23 protein-coding genes, 1 tRNA gene, 2 pseudogenes and 1 riboswitch are annotated in these 25711 nt (G+C 74.1%); of the genes and pseudogenes, 14 read left to right on the top strand and 12 right to left on the bottom strand.

Annotated elements, in window-relative coordinates; all coding sequences use genetic code 11:
- Positions 1-192: 192 nt before the first annotated feature.
- On the top strand, positions 193-1464 hold the full coding sequence (locus V1J52_RS03220) for an extracellular solute-binding protein (RefSeq protein WP_443075698.1): 1272 nt from the start codon (positions 193-195) through the stop codon (positions 1462-1464).
- 19 nt (positions 1465-1483) lie between these two features.
- Here the strand turns inward: V1J52_RS03220 and V1J52_RS03215 are convergent, their stop codons facing one another.
- Complete coding sequence (locus V1J52_RS03215) at positions 1484-2458, bottom strand: acetylxylan esterase (protein ID WP_330137976.1); 975 nt, start codon at positions 2456-2458, stop codon at positions 1484-1486.
- Positions 2459-2556: 98 nt separating this feature from the next.
- On the opposite strand from V1J52_RS03215, the gene V1J52_RS03210 reads away from it, so the two are divergent.
- Complete coding sequence (locus V1J52_RS03210; protein ID WP_330137975.1) at positions 2557-3873, top strand: hypothetical protein; 1317 nt, start codon at positions 2557-2559, stop codon at positions 3871-3873.
- 41 nt (positions 3874-3914) lie between these two features.
- Here the strand turns inward: V1J52_RS03210 and V1J52_RS03205 are convergent, their stop codons facing one another.
- The 5 genes from V1J52_RS03205 to V1J52_RS03185 form a co-directional block, all read right to left on the bottom strand.
- Positions 3915-4496 carry a hemerythrin domain-containing protein gene (locus tag V1J52_RS03205; RefSeq protein WP_330137974.1) on the bottom strand — a complete coding sequence of 194 codons (582 nt, stop codon included), beginning with the start codon at positions 4494-4496 and terminating at the stop codon, positions 3915-3917.
- 145 nt (positions 4497-4641) lie between these two features.
- Positions 4642-5319: a methyltransferase domain-containing protein gene (locus V1J52_RS03200; RefSeq protein ID WP_330137973.1), complete on the bottom strand. Its 678-nt coding sequence runs from the start codon at positions 5317-5319 to the stop codon at positions 4642-4644.
- Positions 5316-6002: a TIGR04282 family arsenosugar biosynthesis glycosyltransferase gene (locus V1J52_RS03195; protein WP_330137972.1), complete on the bottom strand. Its 687-nt coding sequence runs from the start codon at positions 6000-6002 to the stop codon at positions 5316-5318. The genes V1J52_RS03200 and V1J52_RS03195 overlap by 4 nt, the downstream gene beginning before the upstream one ends.
- A complete protein-coding gene (locus tag V1J52_RS03190) occupies positions 5999-6664 on the bottom strand; it encodes a glycosyltransferase family 2 protein (protein ID WP_330137971.1) in 666 nt (221 codons plus the stop codon). Before V1J52_RS03190 ends, V1J52_RS03195 begins: the two co-directional genes overlap by 4 nt.
- Positions 6665-6812: 148 nt before the next feature.
- Complete coding sequence (locus V1J52_RS03185) at positions 6813-7838, bottom strand: NAD-dependent epimerase/dehydratase family protein (protein ID WP_330137970.1); 1026 nt, start codon at positions 7836-7838, stop codon at positions 6813-6815.
- Between the two features lie 166 nt (positions 7839-8004).
- Between V1J52_RS03185 and V1J52_RS03180 the strand changes: the two genes are divergently transcribed.
- Positions 8005-9201, top strand: coding sequence for a thiolase family protein (locus V1J52_RS03180; RefSeq protein WP_330137969.1), 1197 nt, complete (start codon positions 8005-8007; stop codon positions 9199-9201).
- Between the two features lie 76 nt (positions 9202-9277).
- On the opposite strand, the gene V1J52_RS03175 is transcribed toward V1J52_RS03180, so the two are convergent.
- Positions 9278-10576: an NAD(P)/FAD-dependent oxidoreductase gene (locus V1J52_RS03175; protein ID WP_330137968.1), complete on the bottom strand. Its 1299-nt coding sequence runs from the start codon at positions 10574-10576 to the stop codon at positions 9278-9280.
- Positions 10577-10741: 165 nt separating this feature from the next.
- On the opposite strand from V1J52_RS03175, the gene V1J52_RS03170 reads away from it, so the two are divergent.
- A tRNA-Pro gene (locus V1J52_RS03170) sits at positions 10742-10815 on the top strand.
- 336 nt (positions 10816-11151) lie between these two features.
- Here V1J52_RS03170 and V1J52_RS03165 read toward each other — a convergent pair.
- Positions 11152-11745, bottom strand: a complete 594-nt coding sequence (locus V1J52_RS03165) for a TetR/AcrR family transcriptional regulator (protein WP_330137967.1) — start codon at positions 11743-11745, stop codon at positions 11152-11154.
- A gap of 125 nt (positions 11746-11870) precedes the next feature.
- On the opposite strand from V1J52_RS03165, the gene V1J52_RS03160 reads away from it, so the two are divergent.
- Positions 11871-13301: an amidase gene (locus V1J52_RS03160; RefSeq protein ID WP_330138110.1), complete on the top strand. Its 1431-nt coding sequence runs from the start codon at positions 11871-11873 to the stop codon at positions 13299-13301.
- Between the two features lie 352 nt (positions 13302-13653).
- Positions 13654-15153 (top strand): SulP family inorganic anion transporter, encoded by a 1500-nt coding sequence (locus tag V1J52_RS03155; protein WP_330137966.1) that lies wholly within the window; start codon positions 13654-13656, stop codon positions 15151-15153.
- Positions 15154-15222: 69 nt separating this feature from the next.
- On the opposite strand, the gene V1J52_RS03150 is transcribed toward V1J52_RS03155, so the two are convergent.
- Complete coding sequence (locus V1J52_RS03150; protein ID WP_330137965.1) at positions 15223-16908, bottom strand: ribonuclease J; 1686 nt, start codon at positions 16906-16908, stop codon at positions 15223-15225.
- Between the two features lie 239 nt (positions 16909-17147).
- Positions 17148-17328, top strand: a riboswitch (cobalamin riboswitch).
- 30 nt (positions 17329-17358) lie between these two features.
- Here V1J52_RS03150 and V1J52_RS03145 point away from each other — a divergent pair.
- From V1J52_RS03145 to V1J52_RS03120, 6 genes are all read left to right on the top strand, one after another.
- Positions 17359-18411: an ABC transporter substrate-binding protein gene (locus V1J52_RS03145; RefSeq protein WP_443075697.1), complete on the top strand. Its 1053-nt coding sequence runs from the start codon at positions 17359-17361 to the stop codon at positions 18409-18411.
- Positions 18408-19523 (top strand): FecCD family ABC transporter permease, encoded by a 1116-nt coding sequence (locus tag V1J52_RS03140; protein WP_330137964.1) that lies wholly within the window; start codon positions 18408-18410, stop codon positions 19521-19523. The genes V1J52_RS03145 and V1J52_RS03140 overlap by 4 nt, the downstream gene beginning before the upstream one ends.
- Positions 19520-20308: an ABC transporter ATP-binding protein gene (locus V1J52_RS03135; protein WP_330137963.1), complete on the top strand. Its 789-nt coding sequence runs from the start codon at positions 19520-19522 to the stop codon at positions 20306-20308. The genes V1J52_RS03140 and V1J52_RS03135 overlap by 4 nt, the downstream gene beginning before the upstream one ends.
- Positions 20309-20408: 100 nt before the next feature.
- Positions 20409-20816, top strand: a complete 408-nt coding sequence (locus V1J52_RS03130; protein WP_330137962.1) for a BlaI/MecI/CopY family transcriptional regulator — start codon at positions 20409-20411, stop codon at positions 20814-20816.
- Between the two features lie 6 nt (positions 20817-20822).
- A complete protein-coding gene (locus V1J52_RS03125; RefSeq protein WP_330137961.1) occupies positions 20823-21755 on the top strand; it encodes a M56 family metallopeptidase in 933 nt (310 codons plus the stop codon).
- A 262-nt stretch (positions 21756-22017) separates the two neighbouring features.
- Positions 22018-22446 (top strand): hypothetical protein, encoded by a 429-nt coding sequence (locus V1J52_RS03120; RefSeq protein ID WP_330138122.1) that lies wholly within the window; start codon positions 22018-22020, stop codon positions 22444-22446.
- A gap of 318 nt (positions 22447-22764) precedes the next feature.
- Here the strand turns inward: V1J52_RS03120 and V1J52_RS03110 are convergent, their stop codons facing one another.
- The 3 genes and pseudogenes from V1J52_RS03110 to rpmB all read right to left on the bottom strand — a co-directional run bounded on the left by V1J52_RS03110 (position 22765) and on the right by rpmB (position 23751).
- Positions 22765-22983: a hypothetical protein gene (locus V1J52_RS03110; protein WP_330137960.1), complete on the bottom strand. Its 219-nt coding sequence runs from the start codon at positions 22981-22983 to the stop codon at positions 22765-22767.
- Between the two features lie 307 nt (positions 22984-23290).
- A pseudogene (locus tag V1J52_RS03105) lies at positions 23291-23515 on the bottom strand (uS14 family ribosomal protein); the annotation flags it as partial.
- Positions 23515-23751, bottom strand: a complete 237-nt coding sequence (gene rpmB / locus V1J52_RS03100; RefSeq protein ID WP_330137959.1) for a 50S ribosomal protein L28 — start codon at positions 23749-23751, stop codon at positions 23515-23517. The pseudogene V1J52_RS03105 and the gene rpmB, both read right to left, overlap by 1 nt.
- Before the next feature lie 40 nt (positions 23752-23791).
- Between rpmB and V1J52_RS03095 the strand changes: the two are divergent.
- Positions 23792-25015 (top strand): annotated as a pseudogene (locus V1J52_RS03095) (MFS transporter); the annotation flags it as partial.
- Positions 25016-25081: 66 nt separating this feature from the next.
- Entirely contained in the window at positions 25082-25672 is a 591-nt protein-coding gene (locus V1J52_RS03090) for a helix-turn-helix domain-containing protein (protein ID WP_443075695.1), read from the top strand.
- Positions 25673-25711: the final 39 nt, after the last annotated feature.

Below are 25711 nucleotides of genomic sequence, written 5' to 3'. Positions count from 1 at the left end.
TGCGAACAGCTCGCAATTAAACCGCAGGGCACCCGCGCCGCGTCCAGAGGGGGCCGTTCCGCGGCCGGGACCGGTTCCCGGCCGGTAACCACTTGACCGGCTGCTTGGTCTATGCCAATTCTGTCCGTCTGCCTCCCCCCACGCAGACATCCCGCGTTCACACGCTGTCCTCCGGGACCCAAGGGGAGAGGTGTGCCCATCGTGCCCAACCGGCTGAGAAGACTCATCGCCACCGCGACGGCCGCCGCGGCCGCGCTCGCACTGAGCGCCTGCGGCGCGGGCCCGGACACCGGCGACGAGGCGGAGCCGCTGCGCGTGTGGCTGATGCAGAACAGTCTCAACGAGGACCTGACCGAGCAGATCGTGCGGGACTTCGAGGACCGCCACCCCGGCCGGAGGGTCGAGGTGACCGTGCAGGAGTGGACGGGCATCGGCGAGAAGGTCACCGACGCGCTGGCCGCGCAGGAGGCGCCGGACGTCATCGAGGTCGGCAACACACAGGTCGCCCAGTACGTGGACGCCGGCGGCGTCGCCAACCTCACCCTCAAGGTGCCCGAACTCGGCGGGGACGACTGGGTCAGCGGCCTGGAGGAGCCCGGCAAGATCGACGGCTACCAGTACGGCATCCCCTACTACGCCGCCAACCGCGTCGTCATCTACCGCAAGGACCTCTTCGCGGCCGCGGGCATCACCGAACCGCCCGCCACCCGGGAGGAGTGGATCGAGGCCACCGAGCAGCTCGACCAGCCCGAGGCCGGCCAGCAGGGCATCTACCTCCCGGGCCAGAACTGGTACGTGCTCGCCGGGTTCGTGTGGGACGAGGGCGGGGACCTCGCCGTGGAGCTGAGCGGCCGCTGGGAGGGCGCGCTGGACACCCCGGAGGCCCTGCGCGGCATGGAGTTCTACGAGCGGCTGCACCGGCTCGGCGGCGGCCCGGCGGACGCCGACGAGGCCACCCAGAGCGAGGTGTTCGCCCAGGAGGAGATCGCCCAGCTCATCGCACCCCCCGGGCACGCGAAGCTGATCACCGAGCTGAACCCGGAACTCCAGGGCAAGCTCGGCTTCTTCCCCGTGCCGGGCAAGCAGGCCGACACGCCCGGCGCCGTCTTCACCGGCGGCTCCGTGCTCATCATCCCGGAGAACGCCCGCGACTTCGAGGGCGGCTACTCGTTCGTCCAGCTCATCACCGGCGACACCTGGCAGCGCGAGATCGCCCGCACCATGAGCTACGTCCCCAACAAGACCACGCTGGCCGACGCACTGGAGGGCGACCCGGGCGCGGAGGCGATGGCGAAGGGCGCCGAGGCCGGGCGGGCCACGCCCAACTCCCCGTCGTGGGCGGCCCTGGAGGCGGACAACCCGATCAAGGAGTACCAGACGGCCGTCCTCACCGGGCAGGACGCCGCACGGGCCGCCAAGGAGGCGTCCGACGCCGTCACCGCGCTGCTGAGCGGCACGCCCTGAGAGTGCGGCCCGCGCGCCGTCAGGGCGTCAGGCCGCGGGCCGCCAGCCAGCGCAGCTGTTCCTCGCCCTGGGACGAGCGCCCCCCGGCGTGGTCGCCGAAGTGCCACACGGTGATGTCCTTGTCGGCGCCGCCGTAGCGGTGGTAGGCGGCGAAGACCGTCGAGGGCGGGCACACCGGGTCCATCAGGCCGACGCTGAACAGCGCCGGTGCGGCCGCCCGCGCGGCGTGGTGGACCCCGTCGAAGTAGTCCAGCACGCCGAACACCTCCTCGGGGTCGGTACGGCGGTGCGTGCCCAGGTAGGTGACCAGTTCCGGGTAGGGGCCCATCGCCGCCGTCTGGGCGCCGCGCCGGAAGTGGCACAGGAACGGGACGTCCACCAGGGCCGCGGCCACCGACTCCGGGGCCAGGCCGGCCACCGCCAGCGCCAGTCCGCCCCCCTGGCTCGCACCGGCGACGACGACCCGGTCGGCGTCGATGGCCGGGTGGTCGCGCGCGGCGTCCACGGCCAGGACGCAGTCCGTCATCAGCCGCCGGTAGTAGTAGTGCTCCGGGCCGGTGATGCCGCGCGTCATGAAGCCCTCGGCGTGCTGCGGCGCCGGCATCGGGTCGGGGTCGGGCGTGTCGTGGCCCTGGCCCCGGGAGTCGACCACCAGGTGCGCGTACCCGGCGGCGCTCCACAGCAGGTGCTCGGTGTGCAGACCGCGGCCGCCGCTGTAGCCGAGGTAGCTCACCACCGCCGGAAGCGGCTGCCGGGCGCCGCGCGGCAGCAGGAGCCAGGCCGCGACCGGCTGGCCGTCCCAGCCGGAGAACCGGACGTCGAAGACCTCCACGGTGCGCAGCGGCGTCTCCACCGGACGGCAGCGGGCGGGCCCGGCCGAAGCGGACCTGGCCGCCTGGAGGGTCTTCGCCCAGAACCCGTCGAAGTCGGCGGGCTCGGGCAGCTCGGGCCGGTACGCGCGCAGGGCGTCGAGCGGCATGTCGGTCAGCGGCATCGGTTCTCCTCCCCCGGACGGGATGCGCCGGACGGCGGGCCCGGCGGCCGGTGGCGCGCCGACGGCGCCGGCGGGCACCACCGCCCTACGGTGATCTCGTGGAACCCTGCCCCTCACGCCGCAAGGATATGTATGCCGCCGGGGCCGCCGCCGTCCTGTTCGCCGTCGCTGTCGCCGTCGGACACCGGGTGCAGGAGCGGGACGGCACCCTGCGGCTGCCGTGGCCGCCGCTGTACGCCCGGTGGGAACCGCACGCCGGACCCGGCACGGTGCCCGCGCTGCTCCTCGCCGTCCTCGTCGCCCTGTACGGCCCGGCCCTGGCCCGGCGGCTGGGGCCGCGGGCGCTGGCGTGGTGCTCCTTCGGCGGTTCGCTGGCCTGGATCACCTCGCTCGCCCTCGTCGACGGCTGGCAGCGGGGCGTGGCACGGCGGCTGACCACCAAGTACGAGTACCTGCGCTCGGTCGGCGAGGTCGACGACATCGGGCACACCCTGGCCGAGTTCACCGGGCGCATCCTCATGGACGCGCCCGACAACTGGCCCGCCCACGTCGCGGGCCACCCGCCCGGCGCGCTGCTGACCTTCGTCTGGCTGGACCGCGCCGGGCTCTCCGGGGGCGGCTGGGCGGGCGTCCTGTGCCTCGTTACGGCCGCGTCCGCCGCGGCGGCGGCCGTCGTCACGGTGCGCGCCCTCGCGGGTCTGGACACCGCGCGCCGGGCGGCGCCGTTCCTCGTGCTCGCCCCGGCGGCGGTGTGGATGGGCACCTCGGCCGACGGGTACTTCACCGGGGTGGGTGCCTGGGCCGTCGCCCTGCTGGCACTCGCCGCGACCCGCGGCGTCCGCAGGCCCTGGCTGGCCGCGCTGGGCTCGGGGCTGCTGTTCGGCTGGACGGTGTACCTCTCCTACGGGCTGACCCTGATGGCGGTCGTCGGCGTCGCCGTCCTGGTGGCCGCCCGTACCGCTTCGCCGCTGCCCTGGGTGCTCCTCGGGGCGGTGCCGCCGGTGCTGGCCTTCACCCTGGCCGGGTTCTGGTGGTGGGAGGGGTACGTGACGCTGACCGAGCGCTACTACCAGGGGGCGGCCGGGGTACGGCCGTACGCCTACTACGTCTGGGGCAACCTCGCCGCGCAGGTCGTCTCGGTGGGGCTGGCGGCCGTCGCCGGGCTGCGCCGCGCCGCCGCCGGGCTGCGGCGGCCCTCGCCGCTCGTCCTGCTGCTCGCCGGGGCGGCGCTGGCCATGCTCGTCGCGGACCTGTCCGGCATGAGCAAGGCGGAGACGGAGCGGATCTGGCTGCCGTTCGCACTGTGGCTGCTCCCGGCCGCCGCGCTGCTGCCGGCGCGCGGACACCGCTGGTGGCTGGGCGCGCAGGCGGCGGTGGCCCTCGCCGTCAACCACCTGCTGCTCACCGGCTGGTGACGGCCTGCCGGGGCGCCCGGGCGCCCCGGCGGTCCTGCGCCTCAGTCCGCCGCGCGGCCCCTGCCGACGGCGTCGGCCAGTTCCGCCTTGTTCATCTGCGACCGGCCGGGGACCTCGGCCTGACGCGCCTCGCGGTACAGCTCGTCCCGGGTGGCGCCGTCCGACGGCGCGCCCGCGTCACCGGCCTTCCGCAGCTCCTCGCCCCGGCGGGCGCTGAACGCCTCGCCGAGCCGCTCCAGCCGGGCGGCGTCCACCGCCTCGCGCAGGGCGGGCAGCACCTCGGACTCCTCGTTCTCGACGTGGTGGCCGACCGCCTCGACCAGCTCGTCCAGCAGCTCGTCGAACTTCTTCGCAGCCGGGTCCGTGCGCGCCAGCCGCCAGGCGAGCCGCTCGGCTTCCGCGTGCTCGTCCTCCGCGTGGTCGACCTCGTCCTTCTCACCGGGCGCGGCCTTGGTGACGGCCGGGTAGACGCGCTCCTCCTCCGAGCGGGAGTGGGCGACGAGAAGCACCGCCACCTCGTGCGCGAGGGCCGCGCGGTCGCCCTGACCCGACTTCAGCCGGTCGAACAGGTGCTCCACGGTGCGGTGGTCGGCGGTGATGAGTTCGATGACGTCCTTGGCCATGCCGGCCTCCCGGTCGTTCAGGGCCGTGCGGCCCGCTGTGCGCTGTTCCGGCGGCTCGTGTACCCAGGGCCGCGCCGCTCACGCCCGCCCGCGTCCCGCCCGGGGCTCCTTCCACGACGCCGCGGGTGCCCCGGCGCGGGGCGGCCTACCACCCCGCGCCGGGACGCAGGCTGAGGAAGCGCCGCTCCCCGGAGGCCCATTCCTCGACGACCTGCCAGCCGGCCGCCTGGGCGCGCACCCGCAGCGCGACCGTCCCGATCCGCGCCCAGGGGAAGGCCGCGCTGCGGCGGCCCCGGCCGTCCTCCAGCCGCACCTCCACCCGTTCCTCGACGTCGGCCGGTGCCGCCTCGGCCAGCAGCAGCCCGCCCGGAGCGAGCAGGCCCCGCACCCGGGCGAGCAGCGCCTCGACGTCGCCGCCGATGCCGATGTTGCCGTCCAGCAGCAGGGCGCTGTTCCAGCGGCCCTCCTCGGGCAGCGGGTCGAAGACCGAGCGGCACACCGCGGTGCCCCCGCACTGCCGGGCCTGCCGGACGGCGGCAGGGGCCGAGTCGACGCCGAGAGCGGGGCGCCCCAGGCGGGCCAGGGCGGCGACGAGCCGCCCGGGGCCGCAGCCGATGTCGATGACGCTGCCGGTGGAGCGGTGCAGCACGGACATGTCGGCCTCGTCCGCGCGGGAGCACCAGCGTTCCACGTCCAGCGGCAGCAGCCAGCCGTCGGAGCGGCGCAGGAACAGCGGCCCGCGTCCAGTCTCCAGCGCGCGGGCGTAGGGGTCCGCGTGCCACGGCAGCCGTTGTCCGTCGGGCAGGGGGCAGGTGGTGGTCACCGGACCTCCGCCCGGGGGGCGGCGGAGCCCGGGGCCCGCAGCAGCGCGGCGTGGGCGGCGGCGAACCGCGGTCCGGCGCCGGCTGCGACCTCGGCCGCGTCCGCCGCGGTGTCCACGTCCCGCAGTGTCACCAGCTCCCGCACGGTCCGTCCTGCGGCCTTGATGCGCGTCCGCTGGGCGGCACCGGTGTGCGGGGTGGACATCGGCACGCCGCGCACCAGCTCCGGGTCCGGTTCGGCCAGCGCCAGCGCCCAGAAACCGCCGTCGGCGGCCGGGCCGAGCCAGGCGTCGCACGCCGACCAGGCGTCCGGCGCGAGGACGGGCGCGAGCAGGGCGGGCGTGAGCTGCGGGGTGTCCATGCCGACCAGCAGCGCGGGTCCACGGCACGCGGCGAACGCCGCCGCGATCCGCTCGTCGAGTCCGCCGTCGGCCTGCGGCAGCACGTCGAACCCGGCGGGCAGCCACGGGCCGGGGCGCCCGGCGAGCACCAGGACGCGCCGCGTGACCGGCAGCGCGGCGACCGCCCGCAGGGTGTCGGCCAGGGCCGCCTCGGCGAGGGCCGCGGCCTCGGCGGGCGTGAACGGCGGAGTCAGCCGCGTCTTGACCCGTCCCGGGACCGGCTCCTTGGCGATCACGAGCGCCGTCAGCGGCGCCAGCGCCGTCCGTGCCGTCCGCGCCGTCATCGGAGCACCGCCCGCATGTCCCGCACCGCGTGGTAGGTGCCGCGCCAGGTGCCGGTCACCTTGGACCGTCCGGTACGGGGCTGGTAGGGCACGGTGGTCTCCTGGATGCGCCAGCCCGCGTCGGCGGCCCGCACCACCATCTCCAGCGGGTAGCCGCTGCGCCGGTCGGTCAGCGTCAGGTCCAGCAGCCGCCGGCGGCGTCCGGCGCGCAGCGGCCCGAGGTCGTGCAGGGGCACACCGGTGCGGCGCCGGACCATCCGTGCCAGCGCGAGGTTGCCCGCTCTGGCGTGCACCGGCCACGCGCCGCTCGCGGTGGGCATGCGGCGGGCCAGGACGAGGTCGGCCTCGTCCGCGCGCACCGGGCCCGCGACGGCCTCCACGGCGGCCGGGTCGAGGGAGCCGTCGCAGTCGCAGAACGCCACGATGTCGCATTCGGCGGCGCGCAGCCCGGCGTGGCAGGCGGCACCGAAGCCCCGCCGTGGCTCGTGGACCACCCGGGCGCCCAGTTCGCGGGCGACTGCGGCCGAGCCGTCGGTGGAGCCGTTGTCCACGACGATGGCCGTCCAGCCCTGCGGCACCCGGCTCAGGACCCACGGCAGTGCGGCCGCCTCGTCCAGGCAGGGCAGCACCAGGTTTCCGCGCTGCGTTGGGGTGTCGTTCATCCCTCTCACCCTAGAAGGACATATGCCCTGAAACAGTCATAGTGCGCCGCGAAACGCGGGCGATTGTCCGCCCCGGCACCGCGCGGGGCGCCGCCGAGGGGCACACCCCGCCCGGCGCCGGGGAGACCGCCGGACCGGCGGCGCGGACTCACCGCACCGCGAGCGGCGCACGGGCGAAGCGGGCCATGCCCTCGGCGAAGCCCACCCGCGGACGCCAGCCCAGCTCCTCGCGCAGCCGCCGCGAACAGGCGGTAACGTGCCGCACGTCGCCGAGCCGGTACTCGCCGGTGACCTGCGGCGCGGGCCCGCCGTAGGCATCCGCGAGCGCCCTCGCCATCTCCCCCACCGTGTGCGCCTCCCCGCTGCCGGTGTTGTAGGCGCGCAGCTCGCCCTCCGGGTGCCACTCAAGGGCCTCCAGCGCCGCCACGTTCGCCGCCGCGACGTCCTCGACGTGCACGAAGTCCCGGCGCTGACCGCCGTCCTCGAAGACGCGCGGCGCCTGCCCCCGCTCCAGGGCGGAACGGAAGAAGGAGGCCACCCCCGCATACGGCGTGTCGCGGGGCATGCCCGGTCCGTACACGTTGTGGTAGCGCAGGCTGACGGCCCGTCCGCACGCCGCGCGCGCCCAGCAGGCGGCCAGGTGCTCCTGGGCGAGCTTGGTCACGGCGTAGACGTTGCGCGGATCGGCCGGGGCGTCCTCCGCCACCAGCCCGGGCCGCAGGTCTGCGCCGCAGCGCGGGCAGGGCGGCTCGAAGCGCCCGGCGGCCAGCGCCGGCGCGGCGCGCGGCGCCGGGCGCACCACACCGTGCGCCGGGCAGACATAGCGGCCCTCCCCGTACACCACCATCGACCCGGCCAGCACCAGGCGCCGCACCCCGGCCCGGACGAGCTGCTCCAGCAGCACGGCCGTCCCCAGGTCGTTGACGCCCACGTACCCGGCGGCGTCGGTGAAGCCCTTGCCCAGGCCGACCATGGCCGCCTGGTGGCTGACGGCGTCCACTCCGGCGAGCGCCGCCGCGATGGCCGCGGCGTCGCGGACGTCGCCGCGCACCTCGTCGCGGCCGCCCGCGCCCGCGGCGGTGTCGAAGACGACGGCCTCGTGACCGGCGGCGCGCAACGCCGCCACGACGTGCGAGCCGATGAAGCCCGCTCCTCCGGTGACCAGGACACGCATCCACCCACGCTACCGTCCGTACGCACACGGTCACGTTCAGCGTGTGCCGGTCGGAGTGTCACCGCACAGCCGCCGCCCGGCCGTGGCTGTGCGGCGGCCCAGCAGCGCGCCCGCTGTGCCGTCCGTCACTGGCCAACGCGCCCCGGCGGCTGCGACGATCGGTGCCATGACCAACGAGCGCCTGCGTGACGTGTACATCGCCGATGCCGTGCGGACACCGGTCGGCAAGTACGGCGGCTCCCTGGCCTCCGTACGCCCCGACGACCTGGCCGCCCACGCCGTGCGGGAACTCGTCGGCCGCTCCCCCGCCCTCGACCCGGCGCAGATCGACGACGTCGTGTTCGGCAACGCCAACGGCGCGGGCGAGGAGAACCGGGACGTCGCCCGCATGGCCGTCCTGCTGGCGGGGCTGCCCGTCTCGGTGCCGGGCACGACCGTCAACCGGCTGTGCGGCTCGGGCCTCGAAGCGGTCGTCCAGGCGGCCCGCGCGGTGGCCACGGGTGACGCGTCCCTGGTGATCGCGGGCGGCGTGGAGTCCATGAGCCGGGCGCCGTGGGTGGTGCCCAAGCCGGAGCGCGCCTTCCCCGCCGGTGCGCCGGAGATGCACTCCACCACGCTGGGCTGGCGCATGGTGAACCCGCGGATGCCCGAGGAGTGGACGGTTTCCCTCGGCGAGGGCGCCGAACGCGTCGCCGACCGCCACGGCATCACCCGCGAGGAGCAGGACGCCTTCGCCCTGGCCAGCCACGAGAAGGCCGCCCGGGCCTGGAAGGACGGCGCCTACGACGCGGAGGTCGTGCCCTACGAGGGAAGCGGCCTCCTGCGCGACGAGACGATCCGCGACGCCACGTCCGTCGAGGCGCTGGCGAAGCTGAAGCCGGTGTTCCGCCCGGACGGCGGCACCGTGACGGCGGGCAACTCCTCGCCGCTCAACGACGGCTCGGCCGCCCTGCTCCTGGCGGACGAGGCGGGGCTGCGGGCACTGGGCCGCGAACCGCTGGCCAGGGTGCGGGCGTCGGCGGTCACCGGCATCGAACCGCACCTGTTCGGACTCGGCCCGGTCGAGGCGGTGCGCCGCGCGCTCGCCCGCGCCGGACGCGGCTTCGGCGAACTGCACACCGTCGAGCTGAACGAGGCGTTCGCGGCACAGGCGCTCGGCTGCCTGGCCGAGTGGCCCGAGCTGGACCCGGCCAGGGTCAACCCGCGCGGCGGCGCCATCGCCATCGGCCACCCGCTGGGCGCCTCCGGTGCCCGCATCGCCGGCGCGGTCGCCCACCAGCTCGCCGCCGCGGGCTCCGGCACGGGACTGGCGGCCCTGTGCATCGGCGTCGGCCAGGGCCAGGCCCTGGTCCTGGAGCGGTAGGGCGCCCCACCGCTGCCGGGGACGCCAGCGCCGGCCGGTCTCCCGGCGCTGACGTCCCCGGCGCGCCCCGTCAGCGCTACTTGGGCGTCTGCACGGTCTCCGGGGAGGAGGTGTCCAGCGGCACCGCCCACTTGCGGACGAGCCCGAGCTGCACCGCCTGCCGCGGCAGAACGGCGTTCAGCGCCCAGTCGGCCGCCACCCGCACCCGGTTGCCCGGCAGCGACGCCAGGTGGTAACCACGGGTGACGAGCCCCGCGGCGGGACCGGACAGCGGCACCTTCAGCGGGTTCGCCGCGGCGTCCAGCCCGCCGAGGTCCACGGCGAACCCCAGGTCGTTGTGCTTGTACGCCTTGCGCTCGCCGCGTCCGTAGGAGGCCAGTACGTTGTTCGCGGCCACCTTCCCCTGCCGCACGGCGTGCTGCGCGGTCATGGGCGTCGTCTCCCCCGGCCGGGTCAGGTCGGGAACGGCCGCCGCGTCGCCGCAGGCGAGCACCTCCGGGTGGCCGGGCACGGCCAGGTACTCGTCCACGCACAGCCGCCCCTGGTCGGTGGGCAGGCCCAGGTCCGCCACCAGCGGGTCGGGACGCACCCCGACGCACCACACCAGCGACCGGGTCCCGACGAAGGACCCGTCGTCCAGCAGCACCCCGTCGGCCGTCGCCTCCTTGACGGACGACCCGGACCGCACGTCCACGCCACGCTCCCGCAGCACGCGGTCGGCCGTCCGCGACAGCCGCTCGTCCAGACCGGGGAGCACGCGCGGGGCGACGTCGAGCAGCATCCAGCGCGGCCGGGGCACCCTCTTGTACTGGCGGGCCAGGGCGTCGGTGTACCGGACGCCCTGCGCGGCCACCTCCGTCCCGGTGTAACCGGCGCCCACCACGACGAAGGTGCAGCGCGCGGCCCGCTCCTGCGGGTCCTCCGTCTCCGCGGCGAGCGCGATCTGCCGGCTGATGTGGTCCCGCAGGAACAGCGCCTCCGGCATGCCCCGGAACCCGTGCGCGTGCTCGGCGACTCCGGGGATCGGCAGCAGCTTGTTCACACTGCCCACGGTCAGCACCAGCCGGTCGTAGTCGAGCGTGCCGGTGCGGCCGTCCGGGTCGGTGTACGTGACGTTGCGGCCCTCCAGGTCCACCCCGTGCACCTCGCCCAGCACCACGCGCACCCGCGGCAGCGTCCCGGCGAGCGACACCGTCACCCGCCTCGGCTCCAGCGTCCCGGCCGCCACCTCGGGCAGCAGGGGCAGATAGAGGAAGTAGTCGTTGGGGTTGATCAGCACCACTTCCGCCGCGCCACGCAGCTTCCGCGACAACCCCCGGGCCGCCTGGTATCCGGCGAACCCGGCTCCGACGATGACGATCCGGGACCGCTTCACTCCGCACTCCCCGCACTCGGGACCAAGGTCAACACCGACCCCGGGTATCCCCTCCCCACCACGGCAAACCTGCAGCCAGAAAGGTGTGCGCGACCACCGACCGGAGTGCGGTACAGTTTCTGTGCGCAACCGGCCAGGGCGGCAGAGCCCAGGCCGCGAGGGCACCGGGACGTGGCGCAGCTTGGTAGCGCACTTGACTGGGGGTCAAGGGGTCGCAGGTTCAAATCCTGTCGTCCCGACGGTGCAGCAGCAGGTGAGGGGCGGTCTCCCGTATGAGGGGGCCGCCTCTCACTCGTATGCGTATCCAGCCGCGTGACTACCGGTCCGGGCCGGGCTTGAGGACGTGGTGCACGGCCACCGCGCCCGGCTGGATGACGGGCTGGATCCGCTTCCAGTCGACGGCCTCCGTCACCGCCGTGCCGGAGTGTCCGGCGGTCCGTGGGACCGAGCGCTCCGGGGAACTCTCCGCGCGCGTGCGCAGCCGTCGGCCCGGGGCGGCGACTCCGGTGGCGGACGGTGGGTCTGAGCAGGCTGGGGCGGTTCGGGAGGCTGGACGGGCGTGCGGAGGCGGGCCGTTACTCCCAGAGGCCGGCCAGGTGCGCGTGGAGGACGTCGTGTGCCTCGTGCGGGGCGAGGTGGCCGATGAGGACGTGCGCGGTGAGGCCGTCCGCGAGGGCGAGGAGTGTGCGGGCCTCGCGTTCCGGATCGAGGGGCACGGCGCGGTCGGCGGCCTCACCGGCTTCCGCGATGAGGCGGGTGAACGCCTCCTGTGTGGCGGCGTAGTTCTCCGTCAGCGTCCTGGCGAGCGCCTTGCTCACAGCTGCCTGGGCGAGGAAGGCGAGCCAGACCCTGGCCTCGGCGCGGTGCTCCTCCCGGAGCAGTGAGATCTCGGTGGCCGCGTGGCCCAGGGCGGTGCCCGCTGACTGGGCCGGGCTCCTGACGAGGCGGGCCTGTACGCGCTGGCTGACGCGCTCGCTGATGTGCCCGAGAGCGAACACGAGCATCTCTTCCTTGGTGCGGAAGCAGCGCTGGACCGCGCCCATCGACACCTGCGCGCGGGCGGCGACGTCACGAAGGGTCACGCCCTCCAGGCCGCGTTCGTCGGCGAGGCGGCACACGGCCTCGGCGATGTGGCGGCGTCGGCTCACGTGATCCACCTGCCTGGGCATGTGCGGTCATCTCCCTGTCTCATGGCGGCCCGTTCCGCGGTGCACTTTATTCGATGCGTGCGTATCGGTTCTGGGATACGGTTCCGATGCAAGCGCATCGCTACGTGGACGAGGAAGGCGAAGCCATGCAGGACGCCCTGTGGAAGATGCCAGCCGCCGCACAGGCGGCGGCTGTGCGCGGCGCGGAAGTCTCAGCTGCTGAACTGATCGACAGTCACCTGGACCGCATCGCCGAGGTCAATCCACGGGTGAACGCGGTCACGCAGCTCCTCGCGGAGCGCGCGCGTGAGGCCGCGGCCCAGGTGGACCGCCGGCGGGCCGCCGGCGAAACACTGGGACCGCTGGCGGGCGTGCCCTTCACGGTGAAGGAGAGCATCGCCGTCGAAGGCGTGCCGACCACGTTCGGCACGGAGCGCTTCCGTGATCTGGTGGCCCCGGCCGACGCGCCCCCGGTGGCACGGCTGCGCGCAGCCGGAGCCGTCCCCGTCGGGCACAGCAACATCCCCACCCTGATCCTGGCGGGGATGCACACGCGCAGCGAGCTGTTCGGCGACACGGTCAACCCGTGGGACGGCAGCCGGACCCCGGGCGGCTCCAGCGGAGGTGACGCGGTGGCCGTCGCCACGGGTATGGCGGCGCTCGGGCTGGGCAACGACGCGGGCGGGTCAGTGCGCGTCCCGGCCCAGTTCTGCGGTGTGGCCGGGCTGAAGCCGTCCACGGGCCGGTTCCCCACCGACCACCGCGTTCTGGGCCCGGACGACCCCGGCCCGGCGTCGCAGATCCTGGTCACCGACGGCCCGCTGGCCCGGACCGTGGGCGACCTGCGGCTGGCCTACGAAGCGCTGGCCGGGACCGATCCGCGAGACCCCCGCGCCGTGCCGGTGCCCGCCTACGGTGAACCGCTTCCCGGACGTGTGAAGGTCGCGGTCGTGGCGGACCCTGGCGGGCACGGTGTCCACCCCACGGTTCGCGGAGCCGTCGCGACCGCGGCTGACGCGCTCCGCGACGCCGGATACGACGTGCGCGAGGAGCAGGACGTACCGCGGCTGGACGAGGCCCTCGCGGCGTACGGCCGGATCACCGTGACCGAGTTCGCCCCCACCTGGCCGGTGGTGCGCGGACTGCTCGGCGACGGCGGGGACCGCTACATCGGGATGGCGATGGAGCAGAGCCCGCCCGCGAGCGTGGAGGAGTTCATGACGCTGATGGGCACCTGGATGAGCATCCGCCGCTCATGGGCGCGGTTCCTCGACCAGTACCCGCTGCTGCTCGGCCCCGTCTTCACCGAGCCACCGGTCGAGCCAGGACTGGAGTCGCGTGACAGGTCAGGGCGGGAGCGTGTCGGGTCGGGCATGCGCCTGTGCACCGTGACCAGCTTCGTGGGCGTGCCCGGCGTGGCCGTACCGACCGGGGTGGCCGACGGGCTCCCCTGCGGAGTCCAGCTCGTCGGGCGCGCGTTCCGGGAGGACCTGTGCCTGGACGCGGCCCAGGCGATCGAGGACCGGCTGGGAGTCCTCACACCGGTCGACCCCCGAGGGGCGGGCCGGGCCGGTTGAGCCTCACGCCATGGACGGCGCACGCCACGATCCCCGCACCCCGGGACCCCACGTGTCACGCATCACAAGCTCCTCGTGTCTGTTCACCTGGGATTCACAGCCGCCGAGGCGCTCTCTGCCCTTACGTCAGGGTAGAGTTTCCTGCGTGGCCGCACCGCCGTGCACCGGCAGCACGGCCACCGACGCCGCGAGGCGGCCCCCGCCCGGGGCTCCGCGGCATCCACGGACTTCCGGGCGACGATGCCCGGCCGGCCCTCAGAGCCGCCCGCACGGCCCTCGCCCAGGGGCCGCTGCCCCGACGCGATGAAACGCGCGCAGCCGTTCCCTGCGCGCCCGACGCAGAAACGGTTGCATGTCCTCGACGCTGCCCGCGGTGCGCAAGCCGCGCTTGTCCCGACCTGACTTCCTCGCCTCCGTGAAGGTGTTCCGCACCGAGGTGCTGGCCGGTCTCGTCGTCGCCCTCGCCCTGATTCCCGAGGCGATCTCCTTCTCGATCATCGCCGGGGTCGACCCGGCCGTCGGCCTGTTCGCGTCGTTCACGATGGCCGTCGTCATCTCGCTCGTCGGCGGCCGCAAGGCGATGATCTCCGCCGCCACGGGCGCGATAGCCCTGGTCATCGCGCCGCTGAACCACGAGTACGGACTCGGCTACCTCATCGGCGCCGTCATCCTCGGCGGCCTCATCCAGGTCGTCCTCGGCGCCCTGGGTGTGGCGAGGCTCATGCGGTTCGTGCCGCGCTCGGTGATGGTCGGCTTCGTCAACGCGCTGGCCATCCTCATCTTCCTGGCCCAGGTTCCCGAGCTGCGGGACGTGCCGTTCGCCGTCTACCCGCTCGTCGTCGGCGGCCTCGCCCTGATGGTGCTCTTCCCCAGGGTCACCAAGGCCGTCCCCGCGCCGCTGGTCTCCATCGTCGTCCTCACCCTCATCACCGTCGCCGCCGCCATCGCCGTCCCCACCGTCGGCGACAAGGGCGAGCTGCCCTCCTCGCTGCCCGTGCCGGGCCTGCCGGACATGCCGCTGACGCTGGAGGCGCTGGGGATCATCGCGCCCTACGCCTTCGCCTTCGCGCTGGTCGGCCTGATGGAGTCCCTGATGACGGCCAAGCTCGTGGACGACATCACCGACACGCACTCGAACAAGACGCGCGAGTCGATCGGCCAGGGCGTCGCCAACATCGTCACCGGCTTCTTCGGCGGCATGGGCGGCTGCGCCATGATCGGCCAGACCATGATCAACGTGAAGGCGTCCGGCGCCCGCACCCGCCTGTCCACCTTCCTCGCCGGCGCCTTCCTCATGGTGCTGTGCATCGCGTTCGGCCCGGTCGTCTCCGACATCCCGATGGCCGCCCTGGTCGCCGTCATGATCCTCGTCTCGGTCGCCACCTTCGACTGGCACTCCGTCCAGCCCAGGACGCTGAAGCGGATGCCGGTCAGCGAGACCGTGGTCATGGCCGTCACCGTCGCCGTCGTCGTGGTCACCCACAACCTGGCCATCGGCGTCATCGTCGGCGTCATCACGGCGATGGTGGCCTTCGCCCGCCGCGTCGCCCACCTCGCCGAGGTCACCGGCGTCACCGACCCGGACGGCACACAGGCCGTCTACGCCGTCACCGGTGAGCTGTTCTTCGCCAGCTCCAACGACCTCGTCTACCAGTTCGACTACGCGGGCGATCCGGACGACGTGGTCATCGACCTCTCCGGGGCGCACATCTGGGACGCCTCCTCCGTCGCCGCACTCGACGCCATCGAGACCAAGTACGCCTCGCGCGGCAAGAAGGTCACCATCACCGGCCTGAACCGGCCCAGCGCCGAGATGCACGACAAGCTCGCAGGCGAACTCTCCGCCCACTGATCCGCCCGTCCCGCCCGCCGGGACGGCGGGGGGCGGGCGGGACGGACTCCCCGGGCCGGGCCGGGGCGGTCAGGCGTCGATGATCACCGGAATGATGAGGGGCTTGCGGCGGTGTGTCCGGAACGCCCAGGAGGCGACGGCGCGGGCGATGAGCTGTTCGAGCTGGTGGGCGTCCCCGACGCCCTCCTCCGCCGCCTTGGCCAGCGTCTTCTCGATCACCGGGACGACCGGCTCGAAGGTGGCGTCGTCGTGCACGAAACCGCGGGCCAGGAAGTCGGGGGCCTCGGCGAGGGCACCGGTGTCGGCGTCGACGATCGCCACCACCGTGACCACGCCCTCCTCCGCGAGGGCGACGCGGTCCTTCAGCGACGCCTCGGTGGCACCGCCGACCGTCATGCCGTCCACGTAGACGTTGCCCGCCGGTACCTTCCCGGTGATCGAGGCACGGCCGTCCACCAGGTCCACCACCACGCCGTCCTCGGCGATGACGACCCGCTCGGGAGCGACCCCGGTCTGGATGGCCAGGTCGGCGTTGGCCCTCAGGTGGCGCCACTCGCCGTGCACGGGCATGACGTTGCGGGGCCTGACGATGTTGTAGCAGTAGACGAGTTCCCCGGCGCTGGCGTGCCCGGAGACGTGCACCTTGGCGTTGCCCTTGTGGACGACGTTGGCGCCCCACCGGGTCAGGCCGTTGATGACCCGGTAGATCGCGTTCTCGTTGCCCGGGATCAGGGAGCTGGCCAGCAGGACGGTGTCGCCCTTGCCGACCCGGATCGTGTGGTCCCGGTTGGCCATGCGGGAGAGCGCGGCCATCGGCTCACCCTGCGAACCGGTGCACACCAGGGTCACCTTGCTGTCCGGCAGCTTCTCCAGTTCCTTGAGGCTCACGACCAGGCCGGACGGCACGCGCAGGTAGCCCAGGTCCCGGGCGATGCCCATGTTGCGGACCATCGACCTGCCCACGAAGGCGACCTTGCGGCCGTGCTGGTGGGCCGCGTCCAGCACCTGCTGGATGCGGTGCACGTGGCTGGCGAAGCTGGAGACGATGACGCGCCGCGGGGCGGTGCGCATCACCTGCTCGATCGCCGGGTTCAGGTCCCGTTCGGAGGTGGTGAAGCCGGGCACCTCGGCGTTGGTGGAGTCGGTCAGGAACAGATCGACGCCCTCCTCGCCGAGGCGGGCGAAGGCGCGCAGGTCGGTGATGCGCTCGTCCAGCGGGAACTGGTCCATCTTGAAGTCACCGGTGTGCAGGACCATCCCGGCCCGGGTGCGGATCGCGACCGCGAGACTGTCCGGAATGGAGTGGTTGACCGCCACGAACTCGCAGTCGAACGGGCCGAAACCGCGGCGGTCGCCCTCCCGCACCCGCGCGGTGCGCGGTTTGATGCCGTGTTCCTTGAGCTTCGCCTCCAGGAAGGCCAGTGTCAGCTTCGAGCCGACGACGGGGATGTCGGGGCGTTCGCGCAGCAGGTAGGGGACGCCGCCGATGTGGTCCTCGTGGCCGTGGGTCAGCACCACGGCGACGACGTCGTCCAGCCGGTCGCGGATCGAGGTGAAGTCCGGCAGGATCACGTCCACGCCGGGCTGGTTCTCCTCGGGGAACAGCACGCCGCAGTCGACGATGAGCAGCTTGCCCGCATGCTCGAAGACGGTCATGTTGCGGCCGATCTCCCCCAGGCCGCCCAGGGCGACCACCCTCAGACCTCCCTCGGGCAGAGGTTTCGCGGGCTTCAGTTCGGGATGCGGATGACTCATACCTTGACGCTACCGGAGGGTTGACCGCCGCGGGCACCCGGCTCGGACCGGGCCCCGCCGTGTCGCCGCGAGGTGCGCGGGGGCGGGCAGGTCTTCGGGCGTGCGGGCGCCCGCACGACGCGTTGCGCGCCCGGCACGCCCCGGGTACCACGCGCGGTGCGTCGCGGTCGGGGACGGGAGGGGCGAGCCCGGGCGCGGGGCGTACGGCCCGGTCGGCACGCCCTATGCCTTCGATGCGAGGAAACGTACTATCACCAGGTCATCACCGCGACGGGAGACAGGAAGCCGGTGCGAGTCCGGCGCGGTCCCGCCACTGTGACCGGGGAGTGGAACCCTTCGCATGCCACTGCGCGCCGCGCGGGAAGGCAGGGGGAACGTCGATCCGGGAGTCAGGACACTGGCTCGTCGCGGGCCCGGTCCGAGGAGCGCGGACTCCCCAGGAGGCTTCACGTGTCCACCGCCCATGCGCGTCTCCGTTTTCTCTCCCCCGCCCGGCGGCGCCGGCGCGCTTTATGCCCCGCGGCAGCGGCCGTCGCCCTGTCGGCCCTCCTGACCGCCGGCTGCGGCACGTCCGACGACGCCGGCGGCCCGGCCCGGAGCGCGGGGCCCGCGGTCTCGTCGTCCGGGGGCTTCCCCGTCACGGTCGACAACTGCGGTGTGACCACGACCTACGAGCAGCCGCCGTCGCGGGTGGTCACCATCCACCAGCACCCGACGGAGCTGCTGCTGGCCCTCGGGCTGAAGGACCGCATGGTCGGCACCGCCTTCCCCGACTCGGCCGTCCTGCCCGAGCTGCGGGAGGACTACGAGGCGATCCCGGAACTGGCCCCCAGGGAACCGTCGTTCGAGACCGTCCTGGAAGCCGGGCCCGACCTTGTCTACGGCGGCTACGGCAGCGCGTTCGCCGAGAACGAGGGCCGCTCCCGCGAGGCGTTCGCCGACGCCGGCATCGACACCCACCTCAACCGCGAGTACTGCGGACAGGAGCAGGTGACGATGGAGGACGTCTACGCAGAAATCCACACCGTCGGCGCGGTCTTCGGCGTCTCCGACCGTGCCGACGAGCTGGTCGCCGAGCTCCGGGGACGGGTCGGTGAGGCCACCGCAGCCGTCGAAGGCAAGGCCGCCGTGCCCGTCTTCGTGTACAACAGCGGCGACAGGGCCGCCTACACCGCGGGCGGCAGGAGCCTGGGCACCGAGCTGATCCGGCTGGCCGGAGGCCGGAACGTCTTCGCCGACCTCGACGAGGTCTTCGGTGACGTCTCCTGGGAGCAGGTCGTCGAACGCGAGCCCGAGGTCATCGCCGTCTACGACTACCCCGGCGCCGGAAGCGTCGAGCAGAAGAAGGAGTTCCTGCTCTCCCAGCCCGCCCTCGCCGAGGTGCCCGCCATCCGGAACCAGCGGTTCGTCGTCCTTCCGCTGACCGCGACGCTGGTCGGCATCCGCTCGGCGTACACGGTCGGGGACCTGGCCCGCGGGCTGCACCCCGAAAGCTTCCGGTGACGGCTCCCGCCACGGACCAGCGGTCCCGGGCCCCCGTCCGCCACCCGTCCCCGGGCCGGCGGCGGACCGGCCGGTGGCCCCTGGCCGTCACGCTGCTCGTCCTCACGGCCCTGCTGGTGTCATCGGCCACCGTCGGCCTGGCCATCGGCTCGGTGCACGTGCCGCCCGGGCAGGTGTGGGGGATCGTCACCCACGCGCTGGGTGCCGACGGGGCGGAGCCCGGCTGGTCCCGGGCGCGGGAGACCATCGTGCTGGACGTGCGGGCCCCGCGCGTGCTGCTCGGTGCCGTCACCGGCGCCGGGCTCGCGGTGGTGGGAACCGCCATGCAGGCCCTGGTCCGCAACCCGCTCGCCGAGCCGTACCTGCTGGGGGTGTCCTCCGGCGCGTCCCTCGGTGCGGTCGTGGTGATCGTGTCCGGTGTGACCCTGTTCGGACCGGTGTCCCTCCCGGCGGCCGCCTTCGCGGGCGCGCTCGGCGCGCTGCTGCTCGTGTACGCCACGGCCCGTACCGGCGGCCGGATCACGTCGGTCCGGCTCATCCTGTCCGGCGTGGCCGTCGCGTCGGTCCTCACCGCGGTGCTGAACCTGCTCCTGCTCACCACCGGCCGGGGCAATGAGGCCCGCGCGGTCCTCGCCTGGACCCTCGGCGGTCTCGGCGGCGTCAGCTGGGGCACCCTGTGGCTGCCCAGCGCGGCCCTGCTGCTGGGCGTCGCCGTCCTCCTGGTGCAGGCGCGCAACCTGAACCTGCTCCTGGCCGGCGAGGAGGCCGCGGCCACGCTGGGGCTGGACGTGGCCCGCTTCCGCGCCCGCATGTTCGTCCTGCTCTCCCTCGTCACCGGCGTGCTGGTCGCGGCGGCCGGGCCCATCGGCTTCGTCGGGCTGATGCTGCCGCACATCGTGCGCCTCTTCGTCGGCGGCGACCACCGCCGGGTGCTGCCGACGGCCGCCCTCGGCGGAGCGGTCTTCCTCATCTGGGCCGACATCGCCGCCCGCACCGTCGCCGCGCCGATGGAGATCCCCGTCGGCGTGCTGACGGCCCTGTGCGGCGGCCCGTTCTTCCTGTGGCTGATGCGCCGGGACGCCCGGCGGCACACCGACCGAGGAGTGGCATGACCGCGGCCGAACTCGTCGTGGACGGCGTCGTCCTCACCGCCGGAGCACGCCGGCTGGTGGAGGACGTCTCCCTGACCGCCCGCCCGGGTGAGGTGATCGGCCTGGTCGGCCCCAACGGCAGCGGCAAGTCCAGCCTGCTGCGCGCCGTCTACCGCGTGCTGCGCCCCGCGGCCGGGCAGGTCCGCGTCGACGGCGCCGACACCTGGTCGCTGCCGGCGCGGCGGCTGGCCCGCACCGTCGCGGCGGTGGTCCAGGAGACGGGCGCCGACATCGACCTCACGGTCCGTGAGGTCGTCGCGATGGGCCGCACTCCGCACAAGCGGCTGCTCTCCGGCGACACCGCCGAGGACGCCGCGGTGATCGCGTCCGCGCTCACCGCGGTGGACGCCGTCGGCCTGGCCGACCGCTCCTTCGGCCTCCTCTCCGGCGGCGAACGCCAGCGCGTGCTCATCGCCCGCGCCCTCGCCCAGCGGCCTGCCCTCCTGGTGCTCGACGAGCCGACCAACCACCTCGACATACGCCACCAGCTGGACGTTCTCGGCGCGCTGCGGCGGCTGACCGCCACCGTCCTGGTGGCGCTGCACGACCTCAACCTGGCCGCGTACTACTGCGACCGGCTCTACGTCCTGTGCGAGGGGCGGGTCACCGCGTCGGGCCCGCCCGCCGAGATCCTCACCCCCCGGCTGCTGGCCGAGGTCTACGGGGTGGCGAGCGAGGTCGTCCTCCATCCGCGCACGGGCGCGCCCCAGGTGACCTTCCTCCCCGGAAGCCGCCCCACGAGCTGACGCGCCCCGCAGACCGCGGCGCTCCGTCCCGCGGCGCGGCGCCCGGGTGTCTATACGATGTCCGCCCGGGCAACGGACGTCTGCGGAAGGGAGACAGGGCATGGTGGACCACCCGCAGCGCCCCCGGCGGCGGAGGCAGGGCGAGCTGGAGGCACTGGTCCTGGCGGCGCTGCGTGAGGCCGACGGCCCGGCGACCGCGGGCTGGGTGCAGGAGCGCCTGGGCGAGGACCTCGCCTACACCACGGTCATCACGATCCTGACCCGCCTGCTGGCCAAGGGCATGGTCACCCGGGAGCGGGCGGGCCGGTCCTTCGCCTGGACACCCGCGTCGGACCAGGCCGGCCTGGCCGCACGGAAGATGCGCAAGGTCCTGGACGCCGAGAGTGACCGGGAAGCGGTGCTGGCACGCTTCGTCACCGGACTCGGCCCGGACGACGAGCGGCTGCTGCGCGGGCTGCTGACCTCACCGCGGAGCGGAAGGGAACCCCGGGCCGGCGGGGAAGGCTGACCTCGCATGGGAGTCTTCGTCTTCCTCCCGCTGGTCCTGCCGCTCACGGCGTGGCCGATCGCGCGCCTGGCGGAGCAGCATCTGCATCCACGCGCCGCGACCAGGCTGCTGACGGTGGTGGCGGCGGTCATGGCCGTGTGCAGCACGGTGTGCCTGGGGCTGGTCATGGTGGTCGGCACCGCCCAGCTGCCCGGCAATCCGCTGCCCGACGGGTGGTCCGACGCGGAGGTGCGGGAGGCGGTCCCGTACGACGAGGTCGCCGGCAGGGCGGCCATCCCCGCGCTCGTCGCGGTGGTCGTCGCCTGCGGACGCCTGCTGTGGCGGCACGGCCGCGTGCGCCACCGCGCCCACCGCGCGCTGACCGGCCTGCCGGGAACGCGGGTGGCCGTCCTGCCCGACGCCCTCCCGTACGCGTACGCGCTCCCCGGGAGCGGCCCGGGCCGCGTGGTGGTGACCACGGCGCTGCTCGGCTGCCTCGAACCCGCCGAGCGTCGTGCGCTGTTCGCCCATGAGCGGGCGCATCTGGCAGCCCGGCACCACCGCTTCCTGCTCACCGTGCGACTGGCCGCGCGTGCCAACCCGTTCCTCTGGCCGCTGCGCACGGCGGTGTCGTACACGACGGAGCGGTGGGCGGACGAGGACGCGGCCCACGCGGTCGGCGACCGCCGGACGGTGGCCCGCGCGATCGGCAAGGCCGCTCTCGTGTCGCATGGCGCCCCGGCGCCCACGTTCGCGGGCTTCGCGGCACCGGGGCCGGTCCCGCGCCGGGTGGCGGCGCTGCTGGGACCGGCACCGGCGGCGCGCCGCTGGCCGTCGGCGTTCACGTCGGTGGGGCTGGCCACGTGGGGTGCGGCGGCGGGCACCGCCGCGTCGGCGATGTCGTCGGCGAACTCCGCGGTCACCATGATCGTCATCCTGCACGCGGCGACGCCCCTCTGAACCGGTGCGGACGGCCCACCGGTCAGCCCGGCGTGGTAGCAAGCGTCGCCGGTGCCCGGCGACCGCGTCCGGCCGGGCCCGGTCACCGCGTTGGACGCCGAGCTGCGCGGACTCCCCGCCTCTGCGGCGCGGCTGAAGCCGTTCGGTACGCTCCCGGCATGCGCGTACCCCGCCCGCACCCGGCCTGTCCCGACGGCACCGCGCCGCAGGGGCCGCCGCGCTCGGCACGGAGCGCGGTCCGCCGGCGGGAAGGCTCCGCCGGATGACCGGCGGTGGCGGCCTGGGCAGGACCGCGCCCTGGCTGGCCGCCTTCACCGCGGAGGGCCGGGGCTTGCAGAGCCTCACTGTCGGCGCCCTGTTCACCGGTGTACCGACCGGGCTGTTCGGGCTCGGCGTGCTGCTGGCCTGGCAGCTCCGCGTGGGCCCCGGCCTGCGCCGCCAGGTCGCGCCCGTCGCTCTGGCCGCCACGGTCCTGATCGCGGTGGCCGCGCCGTTCGTCTGGCGGGTGCCGGACGACGCCCGGGGCCCGATGCCGCCGCTGTACTCCGGGGACCTCGGCGCCGGCCCGGGCGTCTGCCGCTCTGCTTCTTCCTGCCGTCACACGGCCGGGGTCAGGAGCGGGCGGGGTGGCGTCCGGTCGGGTACCGGCAGACGCTGCGCGTCTCTGCCTGCGCCGCCTGCGCGCGTGTGATCCGGTCCCGCCGCGCGCCGGAGGTGCTGATCCTCCGCTACCAGGGCCGTGAGGTGCCGTACTTCCAGGTTCCGGCGGAGCACAGCGTCTGGTCCGCCACCGGTTACGGCTCCTTCGGCGGCGACTCGCTCACCGCCCGCGTCCGGCGCGGCGACTTCTCCCGCGGCCTTCGCCAGGGCAGGGCCCAGGCGTGCTGGCCGGGCAGGCCGGTGGCGCGGCCGGCGGCCGGTCCCGGCAGTGGCGCGCTGCCGGGGCCTCTGGTGAGGTGGTGGCGCCGCCCGCCGCAGCGTGCGACGCCACGGTCGTACCGCGGGCCGGTTACCTGGTCCCGTCGAGGGCGGCGAGTGCCTGCGCCCAGCGGGCGTACTTCAGCTCTGCCAGGTCCGCCACGGTCCTGACTCCGAACGCTTCCTGGAGCAGCTCACCGTCACGGTCTGACACGCCCTTCAGCGCGGCCACGGGGGCAGCCAGGATCTCGGGCAGGCTCTTGTCCGCCCATGCCTTGTCCAGCACCTTGTCCAGGTCGATCGAAGCCATGTGTGGTCCTCCATAGGCGTGGGGCTCGCCTCACGCACGATCCTTCTACAAACGAGTAGAAGCATAGGGGGAGCCGCGACGGGGGGAGGCACGCTCAGCGCGAGCGTGACAGGAAGGGCCGAAACCGGATGGCCGGGCCGCCCGGCTTCGCAGCCCGCTCGTCCGCGTCGTTCTCCGATGTGCGCGAGGTCCCGGCCCACGGGCGGGTGAGGAGCACAGCGGGTACCGGCTTCGCGTCTCCTTTACAGTGGGTGTAGATATAGGTAAGCCTGCTTCCGGCCAATGTCATCACGGTGCCTCGCGCTTTCCGCAGGTGGCCACGCGGGCGGCCGTCCACGGCGTCGCGGCTGCGCACCCGGGTGGCACTCGCGTCGCGCGGCTGGCGCCGCAGCTCGGCCAGGGCAAGGGCACGCTCCGCCTCCGTCGTGGACGGACGGCGGATGGTCTCCTTCAGCTCCGCGCGCCGTACCGCGTACCGCTCGACGATCTCCCTGCGCTTCTCGTTCTTCGCGAGCTTGCTCTTCTTCGCCATCAGGGCCTCCCGCCCCGTGCCCGGATACGGGCCACGGCCGCCTCGACACCGATGACGTCGATGGTCTTGATGCCCTTCGTGCTCAGCGTGAGCCGGACGTGGCGGCCCTCACTCGGCAGCCAGTAGCGCTTGCGCTGGATGTTGGGGTCGAAGTGGCGCGGGGTGCGCCGGTGGGAGTGGGAGATGCTCTTGCCGAAGCCCGGCTTGGCACCGGTGAGCTGGCAGTGGGCGGACACGGGGGTTCCTTCCTCGCTGTGGACGGCTCCCTTTTCGATAACGATCACCGGTGGCGGGCTGCTGATGCTCGGCGGCCGGCTGGGTGACGTGTCCGGCAGGCGCCGCGTCCTCCTGCTCGGCACGGCTCTCTTCGGTGCCGCGTCCCTGCTGGCCGGGCTCGCCCCCTCCTTCGCCGTGCTGGTGGCGGCCCGGCTGCTCCAGGGGGTCGGTGAGGCGATCGCGCTTCCTGCCGCGATGGCGGTGATCGTGCTCCTGTTCCCCGGAGGGCCGCACAGGTCACGGGCGTTGAGCGTGTGGGCGGCAGTCGCGAGCTGTGGCCTCGTCCTCGGGTTCGTGGTCTGCGGGTTCATCGCCGAGCTGCTCGGTTGGCGGTGGGTCTTCCTGGTGTCCGTGCCGTTCATCCTGGTGGTGTGCGTGGCGGCGGTCCTCCTGGGGCCCGGCGACCGGCCTGCCGGACCGGTGTCCCAGGACCTTCCCGGTGCGCTCCTGCTGGTGGCGGCTCCGCTGCTGTTCACCTTCGCTGTCGTCGAGGCGGGCGAGGGGGACGGCACGCTGCCCTGGTGGCCGGCGGTGGCGCTGGCTGGCGCGGCCGTGTCCGGGGCCCTGTTCGTCCGGGTCGAGCGCCGTGCGCGGAATCCGCTCGTGACGCTGCGGTTCTTCCGCGACCGCCCGCGCGTCCTGGCCAGCGCGGCCACCGCCTTGGTGAGCGCGGCGCTGGCCACCTCGTTCCTGCTGTTCACCTACTACCTGCAGAACCGGCTGGGCGCCGGCCCGCTCCAGGCCGGTCTGACGATGCTGCCCCTGGCGGTGTCCTTGATCGTGGCCTCGGTGCTGGTTCCCCGGCTGCTCGGACGGTGGGGTGCCCGCACCTGTGTCCTGGCCGGGATCTGCTGCACCGTGCTGGCGATGGCCGCCATCGCCCTGGTCTCGCACGCCGGGGCCGGTGGCCCGGCGCTGATTCCGGCCATGGTGCTCGTCGCCGCCGGGATGGGGCTCGGGCTCGTCGGACTCCAGTACCTCGCGGTGTCCGGGGTGACCGAGAACGACGCGGGCCTCGCCTCCGGCGTCCAGGGGGCCGCCGACCAGCTGGGCGGTGCCACCGGGATCACGCTCTACGTCGGCATCGGATTCGCTCCCGTCCTGGACGGCGCCGATTCCTTCCTCGTCAGCAGCTTCCTGGCCGTCGCCGGGCTCGCCGCGGCCGGGGCCGTCGCCTGGCGGATCTCCGTACCCGCCGCGGTGGCGGAGGAACCGCTGCGCTGACCACGGCCGGGGCCGCCCGCCCCGCCATCGGGGCGCGTCTTGCCCACACGGCATAGCATGTTGCCCATGACGCAACCCGATGGCGGGCTGGACAGCCTGGTACGCAAACGCATCCGCGCACTGCGCGTGGCGCAGGGCTGGTCCCTGGAGGAGCTGGCATCCCGTGCCCGGCTCAGTCAGTCCACGCTGAGCCGCATCGAGAACGGCCAGCGCCGCCTGGCGCTGGACAGCCTCGTCACCCTCGCCCGCGCCCTGGACACCACCTTGGACCAGTTGGTGGAGACCGCCACCGACGACGTCATCACCAGTCCGGTGATCGACGGCGCCCACGGCCTGATGCGCTGGCCCGTCAGGGCCGAACCCGGCCTGACCGTCGTGCGCCAGCGCATGACCGAGCCGCCGCCCGACAGCCCCGCGCGGATGCGCGCCCACCCCGGCCGCGAATGGCTCGTCGTGCTGTCCGGCACCGCGGTCCTCCTGCTGGGCCACCGCCGCCTGCGCGTCGAGACCAACCAGGCGGCGGAGTTCCCCACCATGCTCCCGCACGCCATCGGCGCCGAAGGCGGCCCCTGCGAGATCCTGGGCATCTTCGACCGCGACGCCCGCCGCGGCCACCAGCGCGGCGACGACGCGCCCGCCCCGGACCGCCGCCCGTGACGGCCCGGACGCCCCGCTCCCCGACCTGGCTTCTTGCGC

The sequence above is a fragment of the Streptomyces solitudinis genome (assembly GCF_036323765.1).
Classification (GTDB): domain Bacteria; phylum Actinomycetota; class Actinomycetes; order Streptomycetales; family Streptomycetaceae; genus Streptomyces.
The sequence above is the reverse complement of the archived record's forward strand: the minus strand, read 5'-3'. Positions and strand labels throughout refer to the sequence as shown.